Annotated in this window: 10 protein-coding genes; 6 read left to right on the forward strand and 4 right to left on the reverse strand. The window is 45.4% G+C overall.

Features of this window, described 5'->3' with window-relative positions; genetic code table 11:
- Positions 1 to 20 precede the first annotated feature (20 nt).
- Positions 21 to 1,799 (forward strand): long-chain fatty acid--CoA ligase, encoded by a 1,779-nt coding sequence (locus DOE51_RS15630; RefSeq protein WP_142697468.1) that lies wholly within the window; start codon positions 21 to 23, stop codon positions 1,797 to 1,799.
- A gap of 12 nt (positions 1,800 to 1,811) precedes the next feature.
- Here the strand turns inward: DOE51_RS15630 and DOE51_RS15635 are convergent, their stop codons facing one another.
- Together DOE51_RS15635 and DOE51_RS15640 are read right to left on the reverse strand one after the other, a co-directional pair.
- Positions 1,812 to 2,561, reverse strand: coding sequence for a hypothetical protein (locus tag DOE51_RS15635; protein ID WP_142697469.1), 750 nt, complete (start codon positions 2,559 to 2,561; stop codon positions 1,812 to 1,814).
- A gap of 8 nt (positions 2,562 to 2,569) precedes the next feature.
- Entirely contained in the window at positions 2,570 to 3,076 is a 507-nt protein-coding gene (locus DOE51_RS15640) for a hypothetical protein (RefSeq protein ID WP_142697470.1), read from the reverse strand.
- Between the two features lie 199 nt (positions 3,077 to 3,275).
- Here DOE51_RS15640 and DOE51_RS15645 point away from each other — a divergent pair, with 199 nt between their 5' ends.
- The 5 genes from DOE51_RS15645 (at position 3,276) to DOE51_RS15665 (ending at position 9,794) form a co-directional block, all read left to right on the forward strand.
- On the forward strand, positions 3,276 to 3,878 hold the full coding sequence (locus DOE51_RS15645) for a hypothetical protein (protein WP_142697471.1): 603 nt from the start codon (positions 3,276 to 3,278) through the stop codon (positions 3,876 to 3,878).
- Positions 3,879 to 4,119: 241 nt separating this feature from the next.
- On the forward strand, positions 4,120 to 6,159 hold the full coding sequence (locus DOE51_RS15650) for a M3 family metallopeptidase (protein ID WP_142697472.1): 2,040 nt from the start codon (positions 4,120 to 4,122) through the stop codon (positions 6,157 to 6,159).
- Positions 6,159 to 7,073, forward strand: coding sequence for an NAD(+)/NADH kinase (locus tag DOE51_RS15655; RefSeq protein ID WP_142697473.1), 915 nt, complete (start codon positions 6,159 to 6,161; stop codon positions 7,071 to 7,073). Before DOE51_RS15650 ends, DOE51_RS15655 begins: the two co-directional genes overlap by 1 nt.
- Positions 7,074 to 7,075: 2 nt before the next feature.
- A complete protein-coding gene (gene recN, locus DOE51_RS15660; RefSeq protein WP_142697474.1) occupies positions 7,076 to 8,770 on the forward strand; it encodes a DNA repair protein RecN in 1,695 nt (564 codons plus the stop codon).
- 85 nt (positions 8,771 to 8,855) lie between these two features.
- On the forward strand, positions 8,856 to 9,794 hold the full coding sequence (locus DOE51_RS15665; protein ID WP_142697475.1) for an NmrA family NAD(P)-binding protein: 939 nt from the start codon (positions 8,856 to 8,858) through the stop codon (positions 9,792 to 9,794).
- On the opposite strand, the gene DOE51_RS15670 is transcribed toward DOE51_RS15665, so the two are convergent.
- Together DOE51_RS15670 and DOE51_RS15675 are read right to left on the reverse strand one after the other, a co-directional pair.
- Positions 9,795 to 10,793: a cytochrome d ubiquinol oxidase subunit II gene (locus tag DOE51_RS15670; RefSeq protein ID WP_142697476.1), complete on the reverse strand. Its 999-nt coding sequence runs from the start codon at positions 10,791 to 10,793 to the stop codon at positions 9,795 to 9,797.
- The gene (locus DOE51_RS15675; RefSeq protein ID WP_142697477.1) at positions 10,790 to 12,103 is read right to left on the reverse strand and encodes a cytochrome ubiquinol oxidase subunit I; all 1,314 of its coding nucleotides are present in this window, start codon (positions 12,101 to 12,103) and stop codon (positions 10,790 to 10,792) included. Before DOE51_RS15675 ends, DOE51_RS15670 begins: the two co-directional genes overlap by 4 nt.
- Positions 12,104 to 12,183 lie beyond the last annotated feature (80 nt).

Raw genomic sequence — 12,183 nt, forward strand, 5'->3', positions numbered from 1 at the left:
CCCCTACGGAGTTCGACATCATGATCAAAGCAGCCACACTGGGCAATTCTATTTTAGAAATGCGTTCTCGCGATCCGCAAAAAATCGCCATCAAATACAAAGATAACAATACGTGGGTGCAAAAAACTTGGTCTGAGTATTATCAGGACATCGAAACGATTGCCTGTGCTCTTCTTGCGTTAGGCATTAAACCCGGTGACCGCGTTGCGATCATGGCCAACACTCGCTATGAGTGGTCGGTCACGGACCTGGCGATTTTCGGTATTAAAGCCATCACAGTTCCCATCTATCAAAACAACACGCCAGAAGACGTTGAGTATATTTTAAATAACTCAGGCGCTCGTTTTCTTATCACGGAAACGCGCGGTCCTTTAAAAACATACATGGCCGTGAAAGATCAATGCCCTGCTGTTGAAAAAGTTTTGGTGTTTGAAGAAACATCATCGGCTGCTGATGTTTTGACATGGAAAGCTGTGAATGAAATTGGCAAAACTTATCGCCAACAACATCCGCAAGCTTACACAGAACTTTGTGAGACCTTAAAGCCGTCTGATACAGCAACAATTCTTTATACCTCAGGTACGACAGGCCGCCCGAAAGGCGTGATCCTGACTCACCTGCAAGCGATCAGTGAAGTTTCCGAAGCATTCCCGTTTGCAGGCGCAAACGATCAAGACGTTTCTTTAAGCTTCCTTCCCTACGCCCATATTTTAGGTCGTATTGAACACTGGGGTCACTTGTACATCGGTTACACGATGGCTTACGCAGAAAGCCTGGAAAAAATCCGCGGTAATCTGACAGAGATTCGTCCGACGATCATGGTTTCGGTTCCACGTATCTTTGAAAAAATCTATGCAGCTATTTGGGCCCAAGTTCAAACGCAACCATTGAAGATGAAAATCTTTGAGTGGGCTTTGTCCGTGGGTAAAAAAGTTGGTGAATACAAACTTTCAGGCGAAAGCATTCCGTTGGATCTTTTGATCAAATACGAAGGTGCAAAGAAATTAGTTCTGAATAAAATCACTGAAGCCTTTGGTGGTCGCTTGCGTTTCGCAATCAGCGGTGGCGCACCGATTTCACAAGATATCGCGATGTTCTTTCACTGCGCAGGCATTTTGATTTTGGAAGGCTATGGTCTGACAGAAACAACAGCTGCCATCACAGTGAACACGCCGTTCAATTATAAATTTGGCAGCGTGGGGCGCCCTATTGGTGAAGTGAAATTGAAAATCGCTGAAGATGGCGAAATCCTGGTGAAGAGCGATAAAGTGATGAAAGAATACTACAACAATCCAGAAGCGACGAAAGAAGCTTTCACGGATGGTTGGTATCATACTGGCGACATCGGCGAAATCTTGCCTGGTGGCGATTTGAAAATCACAGATCGTAAAAAGGATTTGATCAAAACTGCGGGCGGCAAATACGTAGCGCCACAACGTTTGGAAAATCTGCTGAAACTGTGCCCATACATCACGAATGTTTTGATCCATGGCGATCAAAAGAAATACATCGTGGCGTTGTTGACTGTCGACCGCCCAGGTCTTGAAAAGTTAGCAAAAGACAAAGGTTTTGCGTTCAGCGACTGGAATGAACTTGTGAAAAGTTCATTCGTGAACGACATCATCAAAAAAGCCGTGGCCGATGCAAACGCACAGCTTGCAAGCTATGAGTCGATCAAAAAATATTTGATTCTTCCCAATGAATTTACAGTTGAAGCTGGTGAATTGACGCCGTCTTTGAAGGTAAAAAGAAAAGTATTAGATAAGAAATTCTCTGAACAAATTGAGAGCTTATACTAAATCACTCCGCTTCTAGAGATAGAAGCGGAAGCCGATACCGATCATCAAACCTGACAAATCGATTTCACGTTGTGCACCGTTATTAAGAACGGCATCTCCATCATTATGAGTCGTGCCGAAATAACTGCCCGAGCGCGAATACTTAAGATCCGTGACCTTCAAACGACTATAACCCAATTCAAAACTGCACGTCGTCGTGTCTGACAACAACATCTCATGTCCCAAAGTCACGCCATACATGATACCCGTGCCTTTAGCCTCCATCTTGTCATCCATACCCGGATAAGCCGCTTGTCCTGCCGCCGTTAACGTGTAGGAATTTTTCAAGGTCATAGTTGCATAACCGATGTTGGCACCAATAAACGACCGACTTTCATTTGTCGTGCGCAAATTAAAATCGATACCAAATTTAGGAATGAAGGCAATCATTTCGGAAGAGGATGAATACAAATCCGTGGCGCCCGAACGCCCCACTAAGTTATCTAAATTTTGTGGCTTCAAAAATTCCAAACCGAAACGAATGCTAGCCGCTGGTTTTGAATAAACGAAGCCAAACTCCCCTGCATAGTTGAATTTGACTTCATTCGTGTAAGTCACTCCTGTACCCGCTTCGTTCTGGAACGCATCTTTGCCAACATTCGAAGGCCCGCCTGCAAAACTGAAATACGCCGCATACGACTCTTTACCAAGATCGAAGATGCGCGCTTGCGCCGCAGACGCAGAAAGAATTAAAGCTGATAGCAGAAGACTTTTTCTAAGCATTCAGAAAATTACTCCGTGATCAAATCCACAACAACTTTACTTGTCGTGTTTTTTCCCATCACTTGGTACACGCGAACTTTCGTGTTCTTTTTCAAATCCATCGTCAAATTCAAAGTGTTGTCGACAGGCTCAAGACTCATCACTGTGTTTTTTACGGCGATCGAACCTTTCAGACGATTGTTCAAAGCCGCTTGATCCAAACGTGAACCCGGCATTTGCGCAAAATCGATAACAAGACGTTGTGGGTTGTCTTTCAATTCGGCGTGATAGTAACCAGGCCAGCCACGCATCGCTGCGCCTTCTTTATCGCCGATATCAAAAACCAAACGTTCGATATTTTTGTCTGCTGTTCTACGCAAATCCATCAACGTAAAACCAGAACCTGCCAAGCCACCATAAGTAGCGCCTGTTCCCGACAAAATTTTTGGAACGACTGGAGCAGCTTTTTTCTGAGGAACCGCTGCAAAAGTTGGAAGAGCCAATAGCAAGGCTGTAAAACTCACGATGAAATTCATAATCGACTCCTTTCGATTTACCATTCAAGAGTGCCATGACTTAGTAGATGCCTCCAGAAAAAATCGCCCTTTGCGGCGCACGGTGCCCCTTTTGGTCACTCTTTTTAAAAGAAATACCTCTGAAAACGAAATAAAGCTGGTTTGAGACTGTCTCGGAAAGGCACGGAACTTGGAATATGGAGCATTGATGGAGGAACCCATGAAACGCCTAGTATTTTTCATTTTTGCGCTTTTCGTTGCAGCCTGCGGTAGCAATGGTGGCGGCGGTGGTAACACCACTGTGGCGGTCACTCCAACAGACATGCGTTGTATTAACGGCTCAGCGACTTGTAATACGACTGCGTACGGTAACTACGCGGGTTGGACAACATACTCGATGCCTTACGGTAACACCGTTTACAACTACACAAACTATTTCAATCAATATGGTTTCTGCGGATGTCCTTCGGGATATTCTCCATCGTATAACGGAACGATGGGTCTTGGTTGCATCAGCAATCAATTCTTGCAACCCGTTTATAACTACGCGGTGTTCATGGTTTTCGGCGCCGGCAGTTATACATCTTGGGGCGGTGGTGGTGCGACTATCAACATCCCTCAAGTTTCAAATATTCCTGGTTCACCGAACACAGGAACTTGCGCACGCAACGTAACTCAAAGCTGTCTACTTGATCAGGCGAACTCTTGCGGTGTCGGGGCGACTTGCCGCCAAGTGATCGGCGGATCAAATTTGGGAGTCTGTACAAATCCCTATCAGACTTACAACAACACTGGCTGGGGTTACGGTTACTATCGTTGGTAAATCGAGAAGAGCGGCAGCTTCTCACCGGTTTTTACCGGTCTAATATGCCGCATTATCCTGGGCCCTCGAGAGGTAAAAACCACCGAGGGCCCTTTCCTTTTTCCGAGCCATCCCCACCTAAAGACTGACGCACTTTGCAATCCCTCAAACGCGGCTTCTATGGGGCGTTTTAGCTTTATTTCTTCCTGGTTTCGCGAGATAAAATTGGAGTCTTTTACCTCGTAAAAACTAGGAGAGTTTTATGACTTCTAACAATCCCTTACTGACGAAGTCCTTAGCAAAAGATGAGGCCGTTCCTTTCGATAAAATCAAAGTTTCGGACTATCTTCCAGCCGTCGACGAGTCGATCCAAATTGCACAAGCAAACATCGCAAAAATCAAAGCTGATAAAACACCAGCAAACTTCGACAACACCATTGTTGCTCTTGAAGCGGCGGCAGAGTTGGCTGAAAAAATCGGTTTGATCTATGGCAACATGGAAACGGCAAATGCCGATGAAGCGTTGCAAGCTTTGGCGCAAGAAATCTATCCAAAGTTCACAGCCCTTTCTTCAGACATCTCGTTGGACCCGGTGATTTTCCAACGCGTGAAAGCGGTTTATGATTCGCGCGCTTCTTTGACTTTAACTAAAGAGCAATCTCGTTTGCTTGAAAAAACTTATTTGTCGTTCGCACGTAACGGCGCTTTGTTGAACGAACAAGACAAAGAAAAACTTCGTCAAATCGACCAAGAGCTTTCAGTGCTTGGACCAAAATATTCTGAAAACGTTTTGAAAGCGACAAACGCTTTTGAAATGTACTTGGATAAAAAAGAAGACGTTGCCGGAATCCCTGAAGGCATTCTTGAAGGTGCCGCGGCGGCTGCGGAAGCAAAAGGCAAAAAAGGCCAATGGCTTTTCAATTTGCAAACGCCTTCGTACTTGCCGTTCATGACTTATGCACAAAATCGCGCTCTTCGTGAGAAAATGTGGAAAGCTTACGCGTCTCGCGCTTTCAAAGGCGAATTCGACAATCAAGAGATCGTAAAGAAAATTGTAACTCTACGTTCGCAACGTGCAAAAATTTTGAATTTCAAAACGCATGCTGATTTCGTATTGGCAGAACGTATGGCGCAAACGCCGCAAACGGTATTCGATTTCTTACGCAAACTTTTGACGGCTTCTAAAGAGGCCGGCAAACGTGATGTGAAAGAAGTTGCTGACTTCGCGAAGAAGACTGACGGTTTGAATGAAATCATGCCGTGGGATTTCGCGTTCTATTCTGAAAAATTGAAAGAAGAAAAATACGCTTTCAATGAAGAAGATCTTCGTCCTTACTTCAAACTTGAAAACGTTGTTGACGGTGTCTTCGCGCACGCAAAACAACTTTACGGTTTGACGTTCAAAGAAAACAAAGACATCCCCGTTTATCACCCAGAAGTAAAAGCTTACGAAGTTTTCGAAGAAAAATCCGGCAAGTACATGGGCTTGTTCTACACGGACTACTTCCCGCGCGAGACAAAAAAAGGTGGCGCATGGATGACGTTGTTCCGCAATCAAGGCTTGAGCGACGGAACTTTAAAACGTCCTCACGTCAGCATTGTTTGTAACTTCACGAAACCAACTCCGACAAAACCGTCGCTTTTGACTTACGATGAAGTGCGCACTTTGTTCCATGAATTCGGCCATGCTTTGCACGGTATGCTGTCAGACGTGACTTACCAATCATTAAGCGGTCCAAACGTGTATTGGGATTTCGTAGAACTTCCATCACAAATTATGGAAAACTGGGTTGGCGAAAAAGAAGGTTTGGATTTGTTCGCTCGTCATTACGAAACGAACGAAGCAATGCCGGCTGATTTGATCAAAAAATTAAAAGCGTCACAAAAATTCCAAGCAGGTTACATGTCTTGCCGTCAGATCCAATTCGGTTTGATGGATATGGCATGGCACACGGCGGAGCCAACAGCGATTCATAATGTGGATTCCTTCGAAGAAGAGGCCACTGCCGAAACTCGTCTGTTCCCTAAAATCGAAGGCGCAAATACTTCAGTTAGCTTTAGCCACATCTTTGCTGGCGGTTACTCTGCAGGTTATTATTCTTACAAATGGGCTGAAGTTCTAGATGCCGATGCATTCGAGTACTTCATGGAAAAAGGTTTGTTCAACCCTGAAGTCGCTACGAAGTTCAAAGAGAACATCTTAAGCCGTGGCGGTACTGAACATCCGATGGAATTGTACAAACGCTTCCGCGGACGCGAACCAGATCCACAAGCTTTGCTAAGAAGAGATGGATTGATTTAATGGCAAAGACCGAGCAAAGAAACACGAGCCAAGGAAACACCAGACTGACACTTGCCGACAGCGGAGGCATCGCTTTGGTTTACCGTCTTGAAACGGACAAAGCCGTCAGCCTTGCTAAAAAAGTGGCCGAGCACTTGAAAGACAAGGGCTATGAGGTTTTCACAGGTCCTGATCAAAAGCTGATTCCCGGAACGAAAGCCGCAAAAACGAAAAAGCAATTGGATGCTTTGAAATTGGTGATCGTTCTTGGCGGTGACGGTACGTACTTGCGTGCCGTGCGTTTGATGGAAGGCCGTAGTGTTCCGATTCTTGGTTTCAATATGGGCTCATTGGGCTTTTTAACAGCTCACCCATCGGACACGGCTTTCAAAGTTATCGATGATGCTTTGTCAGGCAAGATGGAATTGCGCCCACGTTCAATGATCTTTGCTAAAATTCTGCGTAAAGGAAAAAGCCGCGGCGAATTCCATGCGTTGAATGATATGGTGATTGAAAGAGGCTCGAATTCTCAATTAATCAACACCGCTATTTATTCTGATAAGTTTTTAGTAAGTGAAGTGAAGGCCGATGGTTTCATCGTTTCAAGTCCTTCTGGCTCGACAGCTTATAACTTGGCTGCTGGCGGCCCGATCCTACACCCGGAAAGTCCGGTGTTTGTAGTGACGGCTGTGGCTCCGCACAGTTTGACTTCGCGCCCGCTTATCGTTCCTGACCGCAGTACTTTGTCTTTCAAATTGGATGGAAAGACAGTGAAAGCGCACTTCATCGTTGACGGTCAGAAGGCCACAGAGCTTTCTGCTGATGACGAGGTTGTGATTACTCGCTCTTGCTATGACCATTGGATGGTTCGCCAAGTAGATCATAATTACTTCACCCTTTTGCGTGACAAATTGAAATTCGGTGATCGGAGCTAACCATGTTGCTAGAGCTTAAAGTTTCTAATTTCGCAATTATCGAAAACCTGCACATCACTTTCAAAGATGGCTTGAACATTCTTTCTGGTGAAACGGGTGCCGGTAAATCTGTGCTTTTAAAAAGCTTGTCGTTATTGATGGGCGGAAAAGGTTCTTCCGATACAATTCGTACGGGAGCTTCTGTCGCAACAATCGAAGGCTCTTTCGATCTTAGCAAACGTCCCGACGTTTTAGCTGCGTTGAAAGACATGGGCATTGAAGTCGATGAAGATCTTTTGATCGTTCGCCGTGTCCTAAGCGCCGGTGATAAATCTAAAATCTATTTGAACGGTTCATTAAGCACGGTTGGTGGTTTGCGTGACGTTGTGGCTCCCCTGGTGGAACTTGCGGGTCATTCGGCACCATTGATTGAAATGACAGGCCAACATGAAAACCGCAACTTGATGTCGAAAGCTTATCACATGGATTTGCTCGACCAGTATGCGGGCACCTGGGATAAGCGTTTGCTTTTCACTGAAAAGTACAACCGCTACCACGCGATCTTTGAAGAGATCAAAAAGTTGGAAAGCGATGCCAAACAAAAAGCGCAACGTCTTGATTTCTTGATCTATCAACGTGACGAAATCACGGCGTTGGATTTGTCACCGGGCGAAGATCACGAATTAGAAGTTGAAGTAAAGAAATTGAAGAACTCTTCACGCATTGGTTCTTTCGTAGACCAAGCGGAAGCAGCGCTTTACACAGACGACGATTCAGCAATCAGCCGTTTAAACGCGATTTTGAAAAAAGGTATGGAGCTTTCAAACCTTGATCCACAAATCGCAGCCAAACTTGAAAACCTGGAACAAGCAAAAACGCTGATTGATGAAAGCATCTATGAACTTCGTCAATACGCTTCGAAGATCGACGCCGATCCACAACGTCTTGAAGAAATGGAAAGCCGTTTAAGCGATTTGCGTAAGCTGCAAAAGAAATACGGCACAAGCGTTGATGATATCTTGAAAGCTTTGATGGAGATGGAAATTGAAATCTCTAACTTACAAAATTCAGATGTTAAAATCGACTCTTTGAAAAAAGAATCGGCTGTTCTTTTGAAAGAGCTTGAAACATTGGGTGCAGACCTTCACAAACGTCGCTTGAAAGGTGCCGATCTTTTGGCTGACAGTGTGAATGCAGAATTGGCCGAATTGAATATGAAAGGTGTGACGTTCCACGTACACATCGAAAAAATGACAGCGCTTGCTCCTACGGGCATGAGCGATGTCGAATTCTTGTCACAAACTTCTGCGAAAGACATGAAACGACCACTTGCGAAGTTTGCTTCCGGTGGTGAATTGTCTCGTATCTTATTGTCATTGAAACGTGTTGTCGGTTCGAGCAACCAACCGCGCACTTATTTGTTCGACGAAGTTGATACGGGCGTTTCGGGTGAAACGGCTGAAAAAGTAGGTCGTAAATTGAAGACGATTGCTAAAGGACAGCAAGTTATTTGCGTGACTCACCTTCCGCAAGTAGCTGCCTTCGGTGATATCCACTTCTTTATCCAAAAATCTCCGCAGAAAGATTCTGTGGCGATGCTTGTGTCAGAACTCAAACAAAAAGATCGTATTCAAGAGATTGCTCGTCTTATCAGTGGCGAGAAAATTTCAAAAACATCGCTTGCTCACGCTGAACAGCTCTTGGTGGAAGCGAAGTAGTCGCAGTCTAGTCTTTTAAATAATTGTAAGTCGAAGCCTCCTTATTTTGACCTTAAGCTAAGGTTATGAATAAGGAGGCTTTTTTATGATCTTCGTCATGGGAGCAACTGGGCATATTGGTTCAAAGATCGTGACTCATCTTTTGGCGAATGGACAAGAGGTTCGCTGTCTTGCCCGTCATTTCCCCGATAAAGATGCATATGAAGGTGCAGAGCTGATCGAAGGCGACGCCAACAGCGTGGCCACGGTCACAGATTGCATGAGGCATTGTACGGCCGCATTCACGATGATCCCTCCTAACATGAAGGCGCACGAGATGCGTTTTTCCCAAAACAAAATCGGTGAAGTCATCGGCGAAGCTATTGAAGAGTCTGGCATTCGCAAAGTCGTCAACTTAAGTTCATACGGGGCCGATTTAAACGCTGGCACCGGTCCCATCCTGGCGTTGCATGATCAAGAACTGCGTTTGAATGAACTCGATGCTGATATCGTTCATCTTCGTCCCGTTTCGTTCATGGAAAACTTATTGGCGGGAATTCCTGCGATGGTTTCAATGAATCGCTATTATGGAATTCCTTCAGGTGAAACACCGATTGATCTGATTGCGACTCGTGATATTGCAGCGCGGGCGGCGTTCTTACTTATCAATCCAACGTTCAAAGGTCACACAGTTGAATACCTATTAGGCGAGCGCACTTTGACCTACAACGAAGTGATTCGCGCGTTGGGAGAAGCCGTTGAAAAGCCTGATATGGAATATATGGAAGCCCCCGAACAAGAAATTTATAATTATCTTGTCGGCGCCGGCATGAGTGAAGATGTTGCCAACAATTTAGTAGAATTAGATCGCGCGATTGCCAATGGAACTATTCACGCGACAGTCACACGCGATAAGTTAAATACAACGGCGACTTCGATTGAAGACTTCGCTCGTACAACATTTAAGAACGCCTATCAGGCTGCGATGGAAAAAGATCGTATGCATCGTACAATCTCTTATCCACCTGATGAAGCGCGTATGTAGCTATCTGATTTTAAAAACTTTCAAGAGCATTGCTAGGCTTGGGAAGATAAGTACACTTCCCACTAGCAATGCGATCGTTAATTGTGTCAAGGTCGCAGCCGGTGCCGCAGCTTGATAGAACGTGATCGCGCCTTGTTTTGTGATCACCGCATTCGGTGCTTCCGCAACATACCAGCCTAACAGAATCAAACTTGCTTGGGCAGCGGCGATGATTCTTACGATCAATGATTTACTTCTTCTAACAAAGTACCACAACGCAAAGAATGCCGCCGTGGCCATTCCCAGAATTGCCAAAGCAAACGGATTCGTTAAGAAGTTCAAAAAGAAGCTGGCATTTTCAAGCCAGGAAGCGAAGAACACCAAACCACCGGTTGCGATGACCGCGATGTTGAAGTAATAACCGCGCTTCCAGAATAGTTTCTTTAACTCCGGATCTTTGGTTTCACCCACCAAATACACACTGGCTAGAAAACCAAATATACTGACGGTGAAAAATCCCATCATCAACGGCAACCAGCCCCACCAGCTATGGATATACGCTTCGACGAAATCACGTGTTTCCATATTAATAGTGCCGCGACCCAGGCTGCCCGCAATGATTCCGATCCACATCGCACTCCAAAGACTGGAAATACCGAAGAGGCGCGAATAAATCTTCTGCGATTTTTCGTCATGAATGGCATCGTAATGACGAAATGTAAAAGCGGTTCCGCGCACGACAATTCCCACAAGCAGTGCGACGACTGGTAAATGCAGATAAGTCATGATGGTATTAAAGATTGTGGGAAATGCCATGAACAGAATCACGATCACTAAGATCAGCCACATGTGGTTCGCTTCCCACACGGGACCCATAGCATGATTTATCACTCGACGTTGTTCGTCTTTAAATTTCCCACTGGGCAACAGCTCAAGTATCCCCGCACCGTAATCGGCACCACCTAGGACGACATAAAGCAATAATGAGGCTGCGATAAAGAACAGAAGAATTTCAATCATGATAACTCCTGCTTCTGTAAATTATTTTGGGCGACTTGCACCTGGCGTTTGAACAACCACACAGTGACGGCTGCTAATAACAGATACAACACCAGGAAAAGATAGAAATGGAATTGGACTCCTGGCATGGGGGTTACGGCATCTTTGGTTTTCATGATGCCATATATAATCCACGGCTGACGCCCCACTTCTGTCACGACCCATCCGGCTTCCAGAGCTAAAAAGCCCATCGGCGTGAAGATCACTAAAACTTTTAAGAATGAATCCGGAATTTCACGTTTGGTTTTTACAAAGAAAATATAAAGCGCACCAAACAGTGCCATCAATGTGCCTAAGCCCACCATAATTTGAAAGGCAAAGTGTACGATTGTAACATTCGGCCATTCTTCGCGTGGGAATTCATTCAGTCCTTTCACTGGTGCCTTGAAATCATCATGCGCTAGCAGACTTAACATTCCAGGAATTTTAATTCCGTATTCAACAGTTTGCTTTTCAACGTCGGGAATGCCGCCGATATAAAGTGGCGCATACGGAGCCGTTTCAAAATGTGCTTCCATCGCGGCAAGCTTTGCCGGTTGTAAAGTGGCGACACGCTGGGCGGCGAAGTGACCAATCAATGGTTGCACGATGGATGCCGCTGAAGCAAAGATCAGTGCGATTTGTAAAGCGCGTGCATGAAGTTTCGAAGGACCTTTGCGCAAGATAATCAATGCATGAATACCTGCAACCGCGAAACCGACGGCTTGAATAGCGGCGACTTGCATATGCACTGATTGATGAAGCCAGGCTTTATTGAACATCGCTTTAACGGGATCAATATTTAACGCTTCTCCGTTCACCCAATCAAAACCTTGAGGCGCATTCATCCAACTGTTTGCCGCAACAATGAAAATACCAGAAGCAAAACCGCAAATACCGACTGTTAAACCCGACCACCAGTGCACCCACGGTGACATGCGCTTCCAACCGTAAAGGAATAAGCCGATGCCGACAGCTTCAAGGAAGAACGCAGTTCCTTCCCAGGAAAAAGGCATGCCGATGATGGGTCCCGCGTATTTCATGAAGCCTGGCCATAACAAACCTAATTCGAAAGACAGAACGGTTCCCGATACGGCGCCAACGGCGAAGAAAATCGCGACACCTTTCATCCACAGTTTTGTCAGTTCAAGATCTTCAGGACGTTTGTGTTTTAAAAACAACCAGTGAGCTGCCGCCATAAGAAACGGCATCACCATGCCGATAGCGGCAAAGATAATATGAAAGCCAAGAGAAAATGCCATCGTCGAACGCGCGGCAAGTACATCTGTCATGACAGACCTCCAAAAATTTCCCCTCTGTTGCTAACATAGACCTACTAGGTGGACTTGCATAGAAGCAAATCGTTGCACTA

This window comes from Bdellovibrio sp. NC01 (genome assembly GCF_006874625.1).
Taxonomy (GTDB): domain Bacteria; phylum Bdellovibrionota; class Bdellovibrionia; order Bdellovibrionales; family Bdellovibrionaceae; genus Bdellovibrio.

Bases quoted from the DNA above. Each gene is read 5' to 3' on its own strand.
- DOE51_RS15665 (WP_142697475.1), top strand. From the start codon at position 8,856: ATGATCTTCGTCATGGGAGCAACTGGGCATATTGGTTCAAAGATCGTG.
- DOE51_RS15630 (WP_142697468.1), top strand. From the start codon at position 21: ATGATCAAAGCAGCCACACTGGGCAATTCTATTTTAGAAATGCGTTCT.
- DOE51_RS15650 (WP_142697472.1), top strand. From the start codon at position 4,120: ATGACTTCTAACAATCCCTTACTGACGAAGTCCTTAGCAAAAGATGAG.
- DOE51_RS15655 (WP_142697473.1), top strand. From the start codon at position 6,159: ATGGCAAAGACCGAGCAAAGAAACACGAGCCAAGGAAACACCAGACTG.
- DOE51_RS15675 (WP_142697477.1), bottom strand. From the start codon at position 12,103: ATGACAGATGTACTTGCCGCGCGTTCGACGATGGCATTTTCTCTTGGC.
- DOE51_RS15645 (WP_142697471.1), top strand. From the start codon at position 3,276: ATGAAACGCCTAGTATTTTTCATTTTTGCGCTTTTCGTTGCAGCCTGC.
- DOE51_RS15640 (WP_142697470.1), bottom strand. From the start codon at position 3,076: ATGAATTTCATCGTGAGTTTTACAGCCTTGCTATTGGCTCTTCCAACT.
- recN (WP_142697474.1), top strand. From the start codon at position 7,076: ATGTTGCTAGAGCTTAAAGTTTCTAATTTCGCAATTATCGAAAACCTG.
- DOE51_RS15670 (WP_142697476.1), bottom strand. From the start codon at position 10,793: ATGATTGAAATTCTTCTGTTCTTTATCGCAGCCTCATTATTGCTTTAT.
- DOE51_RS15635 (WP_142697469.1), bottom strand. From the start codon at position 2,561: ATGCTTAGAAAAAGTCTTCTGCTATCAGCTTTAATTCTTTCTGCGTCT.